Origin of the sequence: Desulfobaculum bizertense DSM 18034, from assembly GCF_900167065.1 — a bacterium.
GTDB lineage: Bacteria > Desulfobacterota > Desulfovibrionia > Desulfovibrionales > Desulfovibrionaceae > Desulfobaculum > Desulfobaculum bizertense.
In genome coordinates, this window is sequence record NZ_FUYA01000002.1 from 67,065 (window position 1) to 84,186 (window position 17,122).

13 protein-coding genes and 1 tRNA gene are annotated in these 17,122 nt (G+C 51.2%); 5 read left to right on the top strand and 9 right to left on the bottom strand.

Annotated features, from left to right (window positions below; all coding sequences use genetic code 11):
* Positions 1-88 precede the first annotated feature (88 nt).
* From hisD to B5D23_RS03275, 5 genes are all read right to left on the bottom strand, one after another.
* A complete protein-coding gene (gene hisD, locus B5D23_RS03255; protein ID WP_078683974.1) occupies positions 89-1,393 on the bottom strand; it encodes a histidinol dehydrogenase in 1,305 nt (434 codons plus the stop codon).
* 233 nt (positions 1,394-1,626) lie between these two features.
* A complete protein-coding gene (locus B5D23_RS03260; protein ID WP_078683975.1) occupies positions 1,627-3,039 on the bottom strand; it encodes an outer membrane homotrimeric porin in 1,413 nt (470 codons plus the stop codon).
* A gap of 309 nt (positions 3,040-3,348) precedes the next feature.
* Complete coding sequence (locus B5D23_RS03265) at positions 3,349-4,713, bottom strand: outer membrane homotrimeric porin (protein ID WP_078683976.1); 1,365 nt, start codon at positions 4,711-4,713, stop codon at positions 3,349-3,351.
* A 354-nt stretch (positions 4,714-5,067) separates the two neighbouring features.
* Entirely contained in the window at positions 5,068-6,414 is a 1,347-nt protein-coding gene (locus B5D23_RS03270) for an outer membrane homotrimeric porin (protein ID WP_078683977.1), read from the bottom strand.
* Between the two features lie 444 nt (positions 6,415-6,858).
* Positions 6,859-8,145, bottom strand: a complete 1,287-nt coding sequence (locus tag B5D23_RS03275) for an outer membrane homotrimeric porin (RefSeq protein ID WP_078683978.1) — start codon at positions 8,143-8,145, stop codon at positions 6,859-6,861.
* A gap of 389 nt (positions 8,146-8,534) precedes the next feature.
* Here B5D23_RS03275 and uvrC point away from each other — a divergent pair, with 389 nt between their 5' ends.
* Both uvrC and B5D23_RS03285 read left to right on the top strand, forming a co-directional pair.
* Positions 8,535-10,364, top strand: coding sequence for an excinuclease ABC subunit UvrC (gene uvrC / locus B5D23_RS03280; protein ID WP_078683979.1), 1,830 nt, complete (start codon positions 8,535-8,537; stop codon positions 10,362-10,364).
* A 107-nt stretch (positions 10,365-10,471) separates the two neighbouring features.
* On the top strand, positions 10,472-10,909 hold the full coding sequence (locus tag B5D23_RS03285) for an RrF2 family transcriptional regulator (protein ID WP_078683980.1): 438 nt from the start codon (positions 10,472-10,474) through the stop codon (positions 10,907-10,909).
* 489 nt (positions 10,910-11,398) lie between these two features.
* On the opposite strand, the gene B5D23_RS03290 is transcribed toward B5D23_RS03285, so the two are convergent.
* A tRNA-Arg gene (locus B5D23_RS03290) sits at positions 11,399-11,475 on the bottom strand.
* Positions 11,476-11,612: 137 nt separating this feature from the next.
* Between B5D23_RS03290 and B5D23_RS03295 the strand changes: the two genes are divergently transcribed.
* Complete coding sequence (locus B5D23_RS03295; RefSeq protein WP_078683981.1) at positions 11,613-12,230, top strand: UbiX family flavin prenyltransferase; 618 nt, start codon at positions 11,613-11,615, stop codon at positions 12,228-12,230.
* Entirely contained in the window at positions 12,227-12,928 is a 702-nt protein-coding gene (locus tag B5D23_RS03300) for a metal-dependent hydrolase (protein ID WP_078683982.1), read from the top strand. Before B5D23_RS03295 ends, B5D23_RS03300 begins: the two co-directional genes overlap by 4 nt.
* Positions 12,929-13,005: 77 nt before the next feature.
* On the opposite strand, the gene B5D23_RS03305 is transcribed toward B5D23_RS03300, so the two are convergent.
* Positions 13,006-14,157 (bottom strand): hypothetical protein, encoded by a 1,152-nt coding sequence (locus B5D23_RS03305; protein ID WP_078683983.1) that lies wholly within the window; start codon positions 14,155-14,157, stop codon positions 13,006-13,008.
* A 307-nt stretch (positions 14,158-14,464) separates the two neighbouring features.
* Between B5D23_RS03305 and B5D23_RS14895 the strand changes: the two genes are divergently transcribed.
* A complete protein-coding gene (locus tag B5D23_RS14895) occupies positions 14,465-14,686 on the top strand; it encodes a hypothetical protein (RefSeq protein ID WP_144012524.1) in 222 nt (73 codons plus the stop codon).
* Positions 14,687-14,728: 42 nt separating this feature from the next.
* Here the strand turns inward: B5D23_RS14895 and B5D23_RS03310 are convergent, their stop codons facing one another.
* Together B5D23_RS03310 and B5D23_RS03315 are read right to left on the bottom strand one after the other, a co-directional pair.
* Entirely contained in the window at positions 14,729-15,082 is a 354-nt protein-coding gene (locus B5D23_RS03310) for a hypothetical protein (RefSeq protein ID WP_144012525.1), read from the bottom strand.
* 133 nt (positions 15,083-15,215) lie between these two features.
* The gene (locus B5D23_RS03315) at positions 15,216-17,033 is read right to left on the bottom strand and encodes a methyl-accepting chemotaxis protein (RefSeq protein WP_159445888.1); all 1,818 of its coding nucleotides are present in this window, start codon (positions 17,031-17,033) and stop codon (positions 15,216-15,218) included.
* Positions 17,034-17,122 lie beyond the last annotated feature (89 nt).

Sequence of the window (17,122 nt, forward strand, 5' to 3'; positions counted from 1 at the left end):
AAATGGAAATTGGTATTGGGTGTGTCAGACATACTCAAAATGCGCTGACTTTGAAAGTGCAAAAGACACACCCAAATTCCATAAAGAGCTACTTGGAGCGTTTTTCGACGCTTCGCGCATGTGCTTCCAGCCCCTCGAGGCGTGCAAGCTGGGCAATTTTATGCGCATGCGCTTCCGTAAATGCAGGCTGCGCAGCAATAATGCTTGTTTTTTTACAGAAGGTCTGCACCGAAAGCGCTGAGGAGAAACGGGCTGTCCCAAGCGTCGGGAGGACGTGGTTTGGACCGGCAAAATAGTCACCAACAGGCTCTGGAGTGTGGTGCCCCATGAAGATGGCTCCTGCGTGGCGGATGCTGCCAAGTGTTGCCCATGGATCGCTCACGGCAAGCTCAAGGTGTTCAGGTGCAATGCGGTTGACGATGCCTGCACCAGCTTCGAGTGAGTCGCAGACAATGATTGCGCCCCAGTCCTTGAGGGATGCAGCGGCAATGTCTTTGCGTGGAAGCTCCTCAAGCTGCTGTGCGAGCTGGGCCTGAACGTTTTCGGCGAGCGCCTTGTCTGGTGTAATCAGAACTGCGCTGGCCAGACTGTCGTGCTCGGCCTGAGAGAGCATGTCCGCAGCAAGCCATTCAGCAGAGGCTGAGTTATCTGCAAGAATGGAAATTTCACTGGGACCAGCAATCATGTCGATACCGACTTTGCCCGTGAGTAGCCGCTTTGCCGTGGTTACAAAAATATTGCCGGGTCCTGCGATGACATCAACCGGGGCAATGCACTCTGTCCCGTAGACAAGGGCTGCGATGGCCCATGCACTTCCTGTCTTGTAGATTTCCGTAATGCCGAGCAGGTGAGCCGCGGCCAAAAGTGTCGGGTTGATCGTGCCGTCGGCACGAGGTGGTGTCACGACAGCGATTTCAGAAACACCAGCAACCTGAGCCGGAATGGCATTCATGAGCAGGCTGGAGATAAGCGGTGTTTCGCCTCCCTGTCCGCCGGGGACATAGAGACCGACACGTTCAACAGGTGTCACGCGCTGGCCCAGAATCGTGCCGTCTTCTTTGGTTGTCCACCACGATTTTTCTTTTTGCTGGCTGTGGAAACTGCGGATGTTTTCAGCAGCTTCAGTCAGAATTGCGAGGGTTTCTTCAGAAACTTCGGCTAGGGCAGAAGTGATTTCATGATGATGGACACGCAGCTCGCCCGCCGTGAGGGTTTTGCAGTCAAATTTGCGGCAGTACTCTGCAAGAGCTTCGTCACCGCGTTCCCGAACCGTATCGATAATCTCCTGAACGAGAGCATCGACGTTTTTTCCGGGGTCTTCGCGCCCGGAAAGCCATTCCTGAATGCCGTCGAACTGTGAGGCATCAGGGCAGGCAATAATGCGGCAGGGCATGTGCGTCTCCTTAGAATGTTGAATGTGTGCGCAAAACCATACTGTTGGATGCGCAGAAAAACCTTGTAGGAGAACAGGTATAGAAAAGAGTTGCAGAAAAGTCGAGCGGTCATGGAGTGGGTTGTGGAGATGGGTAGAGGGATTTGGGTAATGTTCTTGAGCCCATCGCAATAAAAAGGGCCGGAGCTTGCGCACTCCGGCCCGGATTGGCGTGGAGAAATTCGGGACTGACCCTAGAAGTCGTACTTCAGGTAGAAAGCAGCCTTGAATGCGTCGTCGTCGGCGTCTTCAAGGTCGGAACCCTTCCAGGTGTCAGAGTCACGATCCATGTAGATGTAACCCAGCTCTGCGATAGCAGCGAGGTTTTCATAGATCATGTACTGAGTGTCAAAGTTGACTTCCACGAAGGAGTCTTCATCAGAAAGAACTGCGCCCAGATCAAAGGGATCTGTGCCAGCAGTAACTGCATCTTCAATAGCTTCGCTATCAGAGGTGCCCTGACCGTAAACAACGATCAGTTTGTGAGTAAGGTCTTCGATGAAGGTGAAGTCAGCAAGGTATGCACCAATGGCCCACATGTCGTAACGTGCGGTGCCAAGAGCGGAATCAAAGCCGCCAGTAACGGCGCCAGAGAAACCAAAGGTGGTCAAGCCAAAGCCAGAGTCGTTCAGGACAGGCATGGCTTCGGAACCATTGTCGAGATCATCGTCTTCACCAGAGCCGTACATACCCATGAGACCAAAGGTACCCCAGCTCACCTTGTATTCGATACCGAGGTCTGCGAACCAACCGGAGCGGTCGTTTTCAGACTCGTCAGCATCAACAGAACCGTAGATGAAATCACCCTTGATCACGATAGGATCGAGGACGGAAACATCAAAGTTCAGGCCGGTCCACCAAACATACATGTCGTCGTCTGCACGGTAGTTCGGGCCAAGAGGTGCCAGGCCGTTGAAGGCAAAGATATCTTCTTCAGCAGTGCTGTTTGCAGGGCTCGGGAACTGACGTTCATACATGTCGTTCCATGCATTGTGGCCGAGGAAGCTGAAGATACCGTAAGGAGTCACGCTCCAGCCGTCGCCCATGAAGTCGAGGCTAAGAGTGATGAGATCCATGGAATCGTCGGGACGAAGTTTGTTTTCGTCGTCAGCGAGGTTGTCATATGCGCGGACCCAACCCAGAGAGGCGGAGAACCAGTCTGTGAAGGGAGCGTTCATGATGATGCCAGCAGCGTCGTCATCAAAGATGGGGGATCCATAAGCGCCCTTCCATGCGACAGGCTGCAGACCAACGCGAACGGAAACAGGGGTGTGAGGAATAACAAAGTTGGTGTAGGCGTGCTTTACGAGAACGCTCAGACCGTCAGTACCGAGGTCGCCACCTTCGTCAACATTACCCCACTGGGAGTTGATTTCAAAACCAAGAACTGCGTTCAGGGCTTCGGAAGAGATGTAGTCAAAGTACACGCGGATACGCTGATCAGCGCGGAACTCGTTTTCGCTGTTGTCCTTAGAGAAGTCAGCATTGTCCAGCCACGTTACGTGGTGAACAAACTGGCCTTTCATCTGGACTTCTTTAGCAGCTGACATGCTGGCAAGACCCAGCACGAACATGGCTACCAAAGCCAGAGTCATAAAACGTTTCATGAGAAAATCCTTCTTTGTTTTGCAGTTAAAGGAACTTCAACCACGCCAAAAGCTCACAATAAGCGAACTTTGAAAGAAGAATATATGTATTTAAGGTTTAAAACAAGTATTTATAAATATTTTGTATGAACTTTTCTATTTATCTTGTGTGGTGGGGGTATTTTCTTGTTCTGTAAAGTTATTTACTTAGTGCAAATTACAGTAATAAACCGGAGTAAGTGTGGGGCAAAAGAGGGAAAAAGAGCAGAAAAAAGGCCGGAGTTTGCGCACTCCGGCCTTTGTAATGGCATTGGTTTTTTTCAGAAAGACCTAGAAGTCGTACTTCAGGTAGAAAGCAGCCTTGAGAGCGTCGTCGTCGGCGTCTTCGCGGTCAGTGCCCTTCCATGTGTCTTCGTCACGATCCATGTTGATGTAACCAAGCTCAACGATAGCAGCGAGGTTTTCGTAGATCATGTAGGTGGTGTCGAAGTTGACTTCGATGAAGGAATCTTCATCAGTCAGGGTCGGAGCGAAGTCGTTGTTGTAGTTAGCAGCATCGATAGCTTCGCTGTCGGTAGTACCCTGACCATAAACAACGATCAGTTTGTGGCTGAGGTCTTCGACGAAGGACAGGTCGAGCAGGTAAGCACCAATGGCCCACATGTCGTAGCGTGCTGCGCCGAGGAAACCGTCCTGGCCACCGGTGGTTGCACCGGAGAAACCAAAATGGGTCAGGCCAAAGCCGGAGTCGTTCAGGACAGGCATAGCTTCGGAGCCGTCGTCGAGGTCATCGTCGTCGCCGGAACCATACAAGCCCATGATGCCGAGAGTTGCAAAGCTGAATTTGTATTCAACACCGAGGTCTGCAAACCAGCCAGAGCGATCATTCTCTTCCTGGTCGGCACGGACGGTGCCGTAGATCACATCACCCTTGAAGGTGAAAGGATCGAGCATGGAAACCTCAAAGTTGAGGCCGCCCCACCAGACATCAAGGTTGTCAGTAGCGTTGACAGGTGTCATGGAGCCAACACCCTTAATGGTGTCGGTAGACGAGAAAGCAGAGTCGCCAGTGAGGTCCATAAGATCTTCACCGAGAGCGGAGTAAATGACGTAAGGAGTTACAGCAAAGCCGTCACCCTTGATGGGCAGCAGTGCGGTAAAGATATCCATGTCGTCATTAGGCTTTCTGTCACTAATGTTGACGTCGTCATAGCCACGGACCCAGCCGAGGGTGATGGCAACGTTATCAGTGATGGGAGAAGAAACGAGGATGCCAGCAGCATCGTCGTCAAAGATCGGGGAACCGTAAGCACCGGGCCATGCGACCGGCTGGAGACCAACACGGACGTTAACCGGAGTGCTCGGCACAACAAAATTGGTGTAAGCGTGCTTGACCAGAACGGTGTTGCCGTCTGTGCCAAGATCGCCACCTTCGTCAATGTTACCCCATTCGGAGTTGATTTCGAAACCAAGAACAGCGTTCAGGGTTTCAGAAGCAACGTAGTCGAAGTACACGCGGACACGCTGGTCAGCAGTGAAGTCGTCTTCTGCGTTGTCATCCTGGAAATCTGCATTGTCAATCCAGGTCAGGTTGTGAACGAACTGGCCTTTCATCTGAACTTCCTTAGCGGAAGCGAATCCAGCCAGTCCCATCACGAAAGCAGCGACCAAAGCGAGGGTCAGAATGCGTTTCATTTTGAGATCCTTGAGAGTTTTGCGTGAATGAACTCTGAGAAAGAACCAACGCCATGTCTCTGTAGGAGACACTGTGTGCGTATAACGAAAAAATGTATGTTTCAAGTGGTATAGCTATATTTCATATAGAAAAGTACAAAAAATTATACGGTTAAAAAAAATAAACAATACAATATCCTTACGCGGCAGGTCTTGTTGTAAATGTGAGGAAAAACAGAAGATAAAAGATTTTTTTGAATCAAGGGAAGCTGTGTCAGGATTTTTTTGGCGCTGAGCGACTTTTCAGAGAGCACAAAAAAGGCCGGGGTTTGCGCACCCCGGCCTGTATTGGCGTCGGATTATGAAAAGAAATCTTTAGAAGTTGTACTTCAGGTAGAAAGCAGCCTTGTATGCATCTTCTGCATCGTCGAGGTCGCTTGCCTTCCAGGTGTCGTCGTCACGATCCATGTGGATGTAGCCGAGTTCTACGATAGCAGCGAGGTTCTCGTAGATCTGGTAGGTGGAGTCGAAGTTCACTTCGATGAAGGAGTCTTCGTCGGTCAGGACTGGAGCAAAGTCATTGCCGCTTACGTCGGTACCTTCAACAGCTTCGCTGTCGGTGGTGCCCTGGCCGTAAACAACGATGAACTTGTGGCTCAGGTCTTCAACAAAGGAGAAATCAGCGAGGTATGCGCCGATTGCCCACATGTCGTAGCGAGCAGAGCCAAGCAGGGAGTCGGCACCGGTGCCAGTAGCGCCGGAGAAGCCGAAGGAGGTCAGGCTGAAGCCAGAGTCGTTCAGGACCGGCATAGCTTCGGAACCGTCGGAGATGTCGTCGTCGTCACCAGTACCGTACAGTGCAGCAACACCGAGGGTACCAAAGCCGAGCTTGTACTCAACGCCGAGATCAGCAAACCAACCGGAGCGGTCGTTTTTGTCTTCGTCAGCAGCAACAGCACCGTAGATCACGTCACCCTTAATGGTGAAGGGATCAAACATGGTGACTTCGTAGTTGATGCCAGCCCAGTATACGTCTGCATTCTCTTCTGCGTCGATAGCACCGATGGTAGCGAGACCAGCAGCTGTATCGTGAGCGTAGAACTCAGAATTGCTTTCGAGAGCGTTCTGGCCAAGTGCGCCGTAGACAGCGTAAGGGGTCACGGCAAAGCCTTCACCCTGAATGTCAGCAGCGAGAGTGAACAGATCGAAGTCTGCATCGTTCTTGTCGCCATTAGCATTGTCAAATGCACGAATCCAAGCAGCGCTCAGAGCAACAGCGTCGTTGATAGGAGCGTTGATGACGATGCCAGCAGCGTCGTCGTCAAAGATCGGGGAGCCATATGCGCCTTTGTAGGCGAAAGGCTGGAGACCAGCGCGGACAGCAACTTCGGTTCCAGGAACAACAAAGTTGGTGTATGCGTGCTTAACCTTAACGTTGTCGCCATCGGTGCCAAGCTGTGCGCCTTTCTGGCCCCAGGAGTGGGAGATTTCAAGACCGAGAACTGCGTTGAGGGTCTCGGAAGCAACATAGTCAAAGTAGACGCGGACGCGCTGCTTTGCGGTGAAGTCATCTTCGCCGTCATCAGCCTTAAAGTTGTGGTTGTCGGACCACTGCAGAGATTCGATGAACTCTGCCTTCATGTTCACTTCCTTAGCGGAAGCGAAGCCGGCCATGCTGAGCACGTATGCTGCAACGAGAGCCAGAGTAATAATGCGTTTCATTTTAGAATCCTTCTTTGTTTTGCGAAAAAGAGGTCTTTTCAGGCCTCCGACGCCTGTCCCCATTGGGAACACTGTCGGACTATATTGGTTTTTCGCAGATTTCAAGGGGATTTCGTCTGGAAATGAAAAAAAGTATAAAAATTTTTACCGTAAAATATTTTATACTTGAATTTCGGTGTATATTTATCGATAGGACGAAATGATTAAGATAGTTATCTATTTTTAAAAAAATAATTTCATACCAAATTATTCTAAAAGAAATGGAAGCGTGCTGTTTTATTTTATGCTTTGTTTTACAAAAATGTACAAAGAATAGAAAGAAAGGCTATGCGGAAAAGGGTACTTTATGTGGAGACTGCCGGATGCTGGACTGGATTTTGGGCATAAAAAAGGCCGGGGCTTGCGCACCCCGGCCTGAAATGGCGTCGGAAAACTGTTTTCTACTTAGAAGCTGTACTTCAGGTAGAAAGCAGCCTTAGCAGCGTCGTCGTCAGAGCCGTTGTCCTTGTCCATGTAGATGTAACCAAGTTCAACAACTGCAGCGAGGTTCTCGTAGATCTGGTAGTTGGAGTCGAAGTTCACTTCCAGGAAGGTGTCATCATCGGTGACAGCGCTGTAGGAAGCGTCCTCGGAGGTACCAGTACCGTAGAGAGCGATCACTTTGTGGGACAGGCCTTCAACGAAGGACAGGTCGGTGATGTAAAGACCAGCAGCAGCGATGTCGTAGCTAGCTCCACCGGAAAGGATGGAGTCAGTACCGGTCCACTGTCCGCCGGTGAAACCGAAGGAAGTCAGGCCAAAGCCGGAGTCGTTCAGGACAGGCATAGCCTCGGAGCCGTTGTCAGCGTCGTCGTCGTTGCCGGAACCGTATACACCAACAACACCAACGGTACCAAAGCCAGCCTTGTACTCAACGCCAAGGTCAGCAAAGTAACCGGAACGGTCGTTGTTGTCTTCGTCAGCAGCAACTGCGCCGTAGATCACGTCACCCTTGATGGTGATGGGATCGAGGACAGTCACTTCGAAGTTCACGCCAGCCCAGTATGCACGAGCGTCTTTGTCAGTAGCGGTTGCGCCGTTAGCGAGGAGGCCGTCAGCAGCCATGATGTCGCGGTCAGCAGCCATAGCGTTAAGAGCACCTTCACCGATAGCAGCGAATGCACCGTAAGGAGTGACATTGAAGCCTTCGCCCTGGACAGGAGCTGCCAGAGTGAAGAGGTCAACGTCGCCAGCCTGTGCGGACAGGTTGTCGTATGCACGAACCCATGCAGCGGACAGGGAGAGAGCTTCGTTGATAGGAGCGTTAACAACAACACCAGCAGCGTCGTCGTCAAAGATCGGGGAGCCGTAAGCGCCCTTGAATGCGAAAGGCTGGAGGCCAACGCGAACAGCAACTTCAGTTCCAGGAACAACGAAGTTGGTGTATGCGTGCTTCACAACAACTTTGTTGCCGTCGGTGCCCAGCTGAGCGCCTTCCTGGCCCCAGGTGTGGTTCATCTCAAGACCGAGAACTGCGTTCACGGACTCGGAAGCAACGTAGTCAAAGTATACGCGCATACGCTGCTTAGCGGAGAAGTCTTCTTCTGCGTTGTCGTCAGCGAAATCGGTGTTGTTGATAAAGGAAACACCGGTGGTCATCTGAGCCTTCATCTTCACTTCCTTAGCGGAAGCAAAGCCTGCCATGCTCAGGACAAAAGCGGCTACGAGAGCCAGAGTGATAATACGTTTCATCGTAAGATCCTTCTTTGTCTTGCTTAGTGATCAGAAAAGTAAAAAAGCTACCGACGCCGTGAACCTGTTGCGCCAGGTTCAGAACTGCTCGATACGTAGTTTTATCTGTTGATACAAGGGGTTTGGAGATAGAAAGGGCGTACTTTTGCAGAGAAAAGTGATATGGGAAAATATATATTCAAATTGGAATCATTCCATATGAAATGAATTTAAAATGCATAATTTCAGTTAGTTAAGTTGCAAATATCAGTTGTTTTAAATGGATGTCTTTTTCTTTCGTTTTGAGCGGTAAAAAAATTTAAACTTTTTTTGTGATAAACCGTGATTCGTCAAAAAAATGTGCTTTTGGCGAACGAGACATTCTTTCCTGCCTCGTGTAAAAAACAGATATGTACGAATTCCATTCTGCAAATTTTCCCCTCACTCCCGGCGTCTATCTGATGAAAGATGTGCAGGGGCGCATCATTTATGTCGGCAAGGCAAAGCGACTGCGGACTAGGCTTGCGTCATATTTTCGGAATGAGGAGCGTCAGACTCCAAAAACTCGGATTATGGTGAGCAAGATTAGCGCGGTTGAGACTCTCAACACCGCAACCGAGAAGGAAGCCCTGCTCCTGGAAGCAAGTCTGATTAAGAAGCATCGGCCTCGGTACAACATCGTTTTGCGGGATGATAAGCAGTATGTCTTGATGAAGTTGTCCAAGCGGCAGGAGTTCCCTCGGCTTGTGATGACGCGGCGCGTTGTTCGTGACGGGTCATTATATTATGGGCCATTTACCTCAGCTCACGCGGCCCGGCAGACTTGGAAGCTTATGGGGCGCATGTTTCCGCTACGAAAATGCGGAGACAAAATGTTTCGGAACAGAATTCGCCCATGTCTCTATTATCATATAGGGCAGTGCCTCGGCCCCTGCGTTCATCATGTTTCGACTGAGACCTATTCTGCAATTGTCCGGCAGGTTGAGCTTTTTCTCTCTGGGCGGACTGGTGAGCTTGCAACTCAGCTCCGGCAGAAGATGCTTGCTGCTTCTGATGCGTTGGATTTTGAGCAGGCTGCCCAGTACCGGGATCAGCTCAAGGCGATTGAGGCGACGGTCGAGCAGCAGTCTGTTGTGCTAAGCACAGGTTCTAATCTTGATGTGCTTGGTCTTGCTGAGACCGTGAAAGGACTTGGTTTGGCTCTGCTTTTTATTCGACAGGGCAGGCTCATTGGCAAAAAAGCACATTTTTGGTCTGGGCTTGGTCTTGAAGAGGGGGAAGAGGCTGTTCGCGGCTTTTTATCACAGTTCTATTCAAAAAGTCGTTTTATTCCAGAGCGTATTCTCTTGCCTTGGGAGCTTGATGACGACACCATTCAGCACGTTCTCGAAGATTTTCGGCAGGGTCCTGTTTCGCTTCGCGCCCCTCGTTCTGGTGCAGAAAAGAAGCTTGTTGAGTTAGCCCGAGCCAATGCTGCGCAGGCTGCCCCCCGTGAAACAGATGATCCCCTGGACCTTCGGCTCCAGCGTGCCCTTCGTCTTGCCTCGCCACCTCGCCGGGTTGAATGTGTGGATATTTCCCATCTTGGCGGGCAGGGTATGCGTTCGGGCTGTGTGGTTTTTGAGGATGGCCAGCCCGTTCCTTCTCAGTATCGGACTTATCTTTTTGAGGAGCTTGAAGGTTCAGGTGATGACTATGCGGCTCTTGCTGCGTGGGCCGTTCGGCGTGCGCAGTCAGAAGGGCCTCAGCCTGATTTTGTTTTGGTGGATGGAGGAAAAGGGCAGGTTTCTGCCGTCTCGCGGGCTTTAAAAGATGCCGGTTTTGAGGGAATTTGGCCTTTTGCAGGCATAGCAAAAGCTTCCGCCGAAGATCGGCAGGGTCCAGACAGGCGAGCTGGTGTTTTGGATGATCGGATTTTTCTCCCAGGCCGAAAGAATCCGCTCCCCATCCGGCCAGGAAGCCCAGAGCTTTTATTTTTACAGCGCATCCGTGATGCTGCGCATGATTTTGTTATTGGGCGGCAGCGTCAGGGACGAAAGAAACGAATGTTACAGAGTGAACTGTCGAGTATTCCCGGGATTGGTCCGGCTATGGCTCGGCAACTTTGGGAACATTTTGGTTCCATTGATGCAATGTGCAAAGCCTCCGTCGTTGAGATTATGGAATTGCCAGGCTTTGGCCCAAAGAAAGCTGAGTCACTTTATACAGCTCTTCAGCATTTGAAGAAGGTTTCTTCATAACTTTTTGCGAAAAATGTTCGAAAACCTGTTGTCTTGACGTTAAATTCGGATTACTTTAATCGGAAACTCGCGTGTTTGATGCACACTTTTTATCCCACGAGTAGAGTATGAAATTATCCGCACGATCAAGATATGCAACTCGACTGTTGCTTGATTTGGCCATCAATGCCGACAATGCCCCGCTTAAGGCGCCGCTCCTTTCGGAGCATACAGGCATTACTGTTCAGTTTATTGAGCAGATTATGAAGCCCCTTAAACGGGCAGGGCTTGTGACGAGCCAGCGCGGTGCGAATGGTGGGCACACCCTCGCTAAAAATCCAGAAACGATTACCCTCGCCGATATTGTCGACATCATGGAAGAGGGAATTCAGCTTACTAAGTGTTGCGCTGACCCCGCAGCGTGCGATCGTTCCGATGAATGCAAGGCCCGCGATGCGTGGCTTCACGCCTCCAACGCCCTGCGCGAAGGACTTGCCGCAATCTCCCTCGCAGACCTTATGCATTCTCCAATCTCTTCTCATTCTCTCCTCTCGGAAGAAGAATAGAACTGCATGGATGGATGGACAGGAAGAGGGAAGATGTTGGGGGCCAGCCCCCAAACCCCCGCGTAAGGGAATGATTCCCTTACGTATCCTCATCGAGTTTAAAAGCCGTTCAAGCTTCGCTTGAACGGCTTTTAAACTTAATGGGGCTGCCTAAAGCGGCTTTTTTTTCTTCTGCGAGTTGCCACCATTTTCTTTTTGAACGCGAGCGTTCAAAAGAAAATAAGTGCGGTCTGGAAAAGGCAAAAGAACACGCGTTAGGGAAACGCCCACTAGGCCAAAATTAAAGGGCCGGATGTAAGGGAAAGCCAACGGCTTTCACACATCCGGCCCTTTAATTTTGGGCGATAGCGGGATTCCCAAGGGCCTCGTCCTTGGGCGGGGTCAAGGGGCAGCGCCCCTTGCAGAGCACGAGACGGAGTCTCGTAACCAACCCACCCAAGTGCAAAAAAAAAGAGCTACGTTGAAACGTAACTCTTTTTATAACCGATATGGTGGGCAATGCAGGAATCGAACCTGCGGCCTCTAGCTCCGGAGGCTAGCGCTCTATCCAACTGAGCTAATTGCCCGCGGGAGAACGTTAGTATGCCCGAGGGGGGTGAGTTGTCAAGGTCTGTGAGGAAAAAAGGGCATATTTTTCATAGCTCTTAGGGCAGATAAGGGGAGTCTCTTGTCAATCTCAGAGTGGGGATGATAGACAAGAGATATGACAGCACAAAAAAAATCGACGGGAGTAGCGCGCCGAAGGATCGTGCTCGCGGTAACGGGAGCCAGTGGCAGTCCGTACGCGGTCACACTTGCGCGTGCTCTTGGTGAGAATCCTGAGATTGAGTTGCACTGTATTGTTTCTGATGCAGCGAAATACGTTCTGCACGAGGAGCTTGGTGAAGATGTTGAGAGTATCACGCAATATGCGGATGCAGTGTATACGCAGCGTGATATAGGGGCAGGTCCGGCGAGTGGTTCGTGGCGACACGATGGTATGATCGTGTGCCCATGCTCAATGGCATCGCTTGCAGCTATCGCAACGGGACTCGCATCAAATCTGATCCACCGTGCGGCAGACGTGACGCTCAAGGAGCGGCGTCGGCTGGTGCTGGTTCCTCGGGAGACCCCGTTTAATCGAATTCATCTAGAAAACATGCTGCGGGTGGAGCAGGCAGGCGCTGTTATTATGCCGCCGTGCCCTGCTTTTTATCTGAAAGCCCGAACGATACAGGATTTGCTGAATCATTTTTGTGGTCGAGTGCTGGACATGATGGACATAGAACACGAACTTTCTGGCCGCTGGAATACCCCGACAGAAGAGGAGCCTCCTTTATGAGCCTTTCCGTGACATGGTACAGCCATGCAAATTTTCTTCTTGAATATGATGGCGTTCGCATTCTGATTGATCCGTTTTTTACTGGTAATCCTCAGGCCCCGTGTACAGCAGATGAGATTGCACCGGTTGATGCTGTGCTTGTGACCCATGACCATGGCGATCATGTTGGCGATGCTGTTGCACTGTGTGCAAAACATAATGTACCGCTGGTGACGATTGTTGGTACCGCTGAAAAGTTGCAGCAGCAGGGCGTGCCTGCGGACTGTATTGCCAACGGCATTGGGATGAACATTGGCGGAACACTGGAGATAAAGGGCGTTAAGATAACCATGACGCAGGCTTTTCATTCCAGCGAATCCGGTGCTCCGACCGGTTTTATCCTGCGCTTCCCGGATGGAACAACAGTTTACCACGCTGGGGATACGGGTATTTTCTCGTCCATGCAGCTTTTTGGTGAATTGTACTCTATTGATGTTGCCATGCTGCCGATTGGCGGCGTGTTCACAATGGACCCATTGCAGGCCGCCAAAGCCTGTGAACTGCTGGGCTGCTCAACCGTGATTCCAATGCACTGGGGCACCTTCCCGGTGCTGGAGCAGAATACAGAGCATTTTGCGCAGGCGCTTGCTGCCCGTGGGCTGAATGCGGTGAAGATGCTGGCACCAGAACCGGGAACGGCAGTGATTCTGGAAAAATAGAGCGAGTGAAAAGAGAAAAGAAAAACGCAGGAAGCGAAATGCTTGCTGCGTTTTTTTGTGCGCTGTGAAAGGGGAAGCTAGACGCTGAGTTCGTCATCCTTAGGAAGATGCGTGCTGAGGTATTCAATCATTGCAGACTGAACGTCCTCAATGGGCATTTCAACAGAAAGAAGAATCATGGCAATGTCGCGAAGTTCGCGGCCAATGGCTGTTTTGGGTGCCATTTCAGCGAGGGAAGACTGAACAAGCACCTCATGCCTGCAAGGTTCTTCCTTTGCTTCTTCGTCGAGATGCTCTGGTTCGCTGTGCTCTGTCGTTTCCACGAGAGCTTCATCAAGTTCATCATCTTCGAAAATTTCTTCTGGGGCAGGAGCTTCGGGCTGTACTTCCTGAGCCTCTGGAGCTTCTGCTCTGGGCTGTGCTGGGACGTCCTCGGACGGCTGAACCTCGTCGTGGGAAGGGTGCTCTGCTGCGTGAAGCTCTTCGCCGTGAGAGTGTTCAGAATGATGTTCGGGCTGTACTTCCGTCTGAATTTCAGGAGTTGCGTCCTGTGGCTCCGTGCGCTGCTCTTCCTGAATCTGCTCCGGCTGGCGGCGTTCAGGCTCTGGTTGCCTCTGCGCAGGCTGCTCCTGAACAGGGGCGTGTGCATAACGTTCTTCATGCTGGGCAGACATGCGAGGCTCGGACATTCTGGATTCAGGGGCGGGAGCTTCGGAAATCCGATGCTCGGACAGCTGAGGCTCAGCGTATTCGGTGCGCTGGGGCTGGACATACTCCTCACGGCGGACAGGCTGCTGCGGAGCTGTGTACTGCTGGGCTTCGCGGCGTGGCTGTTCGTTACGTGGCGCGGCCTGTTCTGGCGCATCAAATGGCGAATAGTCGCGGGAATGGATATCGTGCGGAGCAGAGCGGTATGTGTCCTGAGAGGGGAAGCTTGAATGTGGTGCTTCTGGGCGGCGCTCTACCTGCTGGCGGCGGACTGGACGAATGGAAGGATCAAAGCCGCTGGCCCAGATGGAGCCTGTGCCAAAGTAGAGCCATTCGCGATTGATTTCTGGATAACACTCAAGGATTTTTTCGAGCAGGCTTACCCGTATTTTTTCCTGACCTTTGTCGGTGAGGTATCCATTAAATGTTGTCTGTGCGACGTCTATTCTACGCGCAAAGGCTGCCCGGCTTCCGCCTTCAACCTGAGCAATGATATTATCGATTCTTTCAAATAACTGCATGAAGTTCTGCCGTGTTTTGCCGGTTTGGATGAGGCTGCACAGCTCTCTGCTGCGAGAGCAATGCATTGAGTATATTTAGCAATACGCGGTCGGGCTATGATGCGTCAAGCCACCGCCCCGGGCGGTGTGGCGAAGAATGATCATGAGAAAGAGGGTTTGGGAGTTTTGTGACAAAGTCCGTGCAAAGGGATGCCGGGGATGTTCATTTTATGATATGAATGAAGAAGGTGGCATTCCTCACCATGCTCTTCTGGTTTTTGTGTAATATAAGAAGCTTACCTGACTATTCGCCACCTAGGGGGAACACATGAGGAAAATCAGTTTGGGACAGGAACAGGATGTTCATCATGATTCATGGGTGGAAAGAAGTTCTCAACCAGTCCGCGTTTTGCGTATTATTGCTATTGGCAGAGAAGGAGAACGGGTAGAAGCTGATCGACAGATTTGTTCTCAGAATGATCTTGCTCTTTTTATGCTCGACGTTCGCAGCTGTGGATACAGGGTCCAGAGCATACGACGATTGTCATAAACGAACCGACCTCGTAGGCGCACTCAGCTGGGTGCGCCTTTTTTATTTGAACGCGTCTGTCTGACGGGCAAATATGCCACGGAAGAAAAGCCCGCGGATTTCTTTGTGCCGTGACATGAGCGCGCCCATTCGCTTGTCATAGAAATGAATTTGCATAAGTCCACGCAGGACAAGAAAAGTCCCAAGGGCAATGAACAGGCAGCAGCCAATAATAACCAGCGTCAGGAGAAGGGCATTGTCGGGCAGGGAGTAGTGACTGGACATGACAATGAGAAAGGACAGCACGGTGAGGGGGAGGACTGCAACGGCAATGCCTGTGCGCAGGGTTGTGTGAGCTGTGCGTTTTTCCGAAAGCAGAAGCAGTACCTGCTGGTATGCGTCTTTGTCACTTTCCACTGGGGGAGCCTGTAAGGGATTCTGTGTTTCTTGTGTCATACTGAGAGAATATAAGAAGCGTTGCGAGAGCACAAGAGGGGCGAGAAACCGTGGGGGGAAAAGCAGGGACGGAAAAAACCGCCCCTGCATGGATTTATGCGTTCTGAGCTTCGTCTTTGAGTTGATTAATGATGTGACCCAGCTCTGAGGTCTGGCTCTGGAGGTCCCTGAGCGCTGTGACCGAGGCTGTAACCTCTTCGGCGTTAAGCTCGGCGATGTTGTTGATGTTGCCGATGTTGGCGTTGATTTCATCGCTGGCCGTGGACTGTTGCTCGGATGCCGCGGCAATGCTTCTGATCTGCTCTGCACTGTCATCAGCAGCTGTTACGATGCCACCAAGCATTTCACCTGATTTCCCAGAGAGCTGGACGGCTTCTTCAAGGTGCCGGAGAGCTTCTGTCATGGACTGCACATTGCTGTTGGACACCTGCTGAATTGCTGCGATGGCACTTCCTACGTCGCGGGTTGCGGCCATTGTTTTCTCGGCGAGTTTGCGGACTTCATCGGCGACAACGGCAAAGCCTCTGCCTGCCTCACCCGCACGGGCGGCTTCAATGGCCGCATTAAGGGCCAGCAGGTTGGTCTGGTCGGCAATGTCAGTAATGACATTCATGATGGTCCCAATGGACTCAGCCTGTTCTTCCAGCTCGGCCATGTTTTCGTTGAGTTCGTTGCTCTTGGTGCGGGTTTCCTCAATCGCCCCAATCGCTTCTCCAACAATAGTCTGGCCTTCAAGGGCTTCGGAGTAGGCTTTGTGACTGGCTTCGGCTGCCTGCGTGGCATTGCGGGCAACTTCAAGCACTGTGGCACTCATTTCTTCCACTGCTGTTGCCGTGGATGCAACGCTTACACGCTGGTTTTCTGTGCCTTTCTGGATTTCTTTGCTTTGGGTTGCAATGCGCCCTGAGGCATCGATGACTTTTTGGACAACAGTATCAAGCTTGTTTGCAGCGGTAAGCATGCCTTCGTTGCGGGCCGTACGAGCCTGATCAAGGGCCTCCTGCGCCTGAGCGCTTGCGTCCTCTGCTGCGCGGGCTTTTTCTTCTGCAACCTGCGTCTTTTGCTGAATCTCAGTCATGTTGCTGCGCAGAACCTGAGCCATTTTCATCAACTCGCGCTCCAGCTCTGCGATTTCGTCAGTGCCTATGCGGTTGAGCTTGATATCAAGATTGCCATCAGAAATGGCTTCGGCCGCGACTGTTGCCCGCTGAATTGGGCCAACAATGCTTTTTGAAACGGCGATGCTAAATCCAATAATGAGGAGTAGCCCTGCTCCCAAAATCATGAGCGTTGATTTGAGGTGTTCAGAAACATTGTCACTCAGTTGGGTGTCTAAGCGGATTTTTTCCTGTTCGATAGTATCAAGGTAGACGCCTGTGCCAATCCAGAACGGAGAGCCTGGAATGGGCGTTGCGTAGGCGAGTTTTGGGGTATTTCCCGCTCCGGGTTTTTTGAACGTGAAATGGACAAAACCACCGCCAGACTGTGCCGCTTTGCTGAGTTCACGAACGAAAAAGATACCATCTTTGTCGGTGGAAGACATGAGGTCTTTTCCTTCGAGAGAGGGCTTGGCTGGTAAAGAAAAAGGAACAGTTCCCTGATAGGCAAAGTAGTAGCCAGAATTGTCTGCGCCAAAAGTGATGTGTTCTGTTGCAGATTTGATAAATGCTTTTTGCTCTTCTGGTGTTTCAATATTTTGAAGAGAACGGGAAAGGGCAGCGGCAAGCGTACGGGTTGCTGTTTGAATCTCATTTTTGTGGCCATCGAGCATTTTTTGTTCCGTGGTATGGATGACGGCATCTCTGATGGCATGAGAGTTCATAAGAAAGCTGAAAACTCCGGCGACGAGGAGTAGCAGCGTGGCACAAAGCACAAACATAATGCGGGTTTGGATGGAAGAGTTTCGAAGCATATTTCTCCTTCGTAGACGATATAGCGGTCGGGCTGGAAAGCAGTGCAAGATCGAAGAAAAACAGAGGTTCATCTTGGTCTATCTGTCCG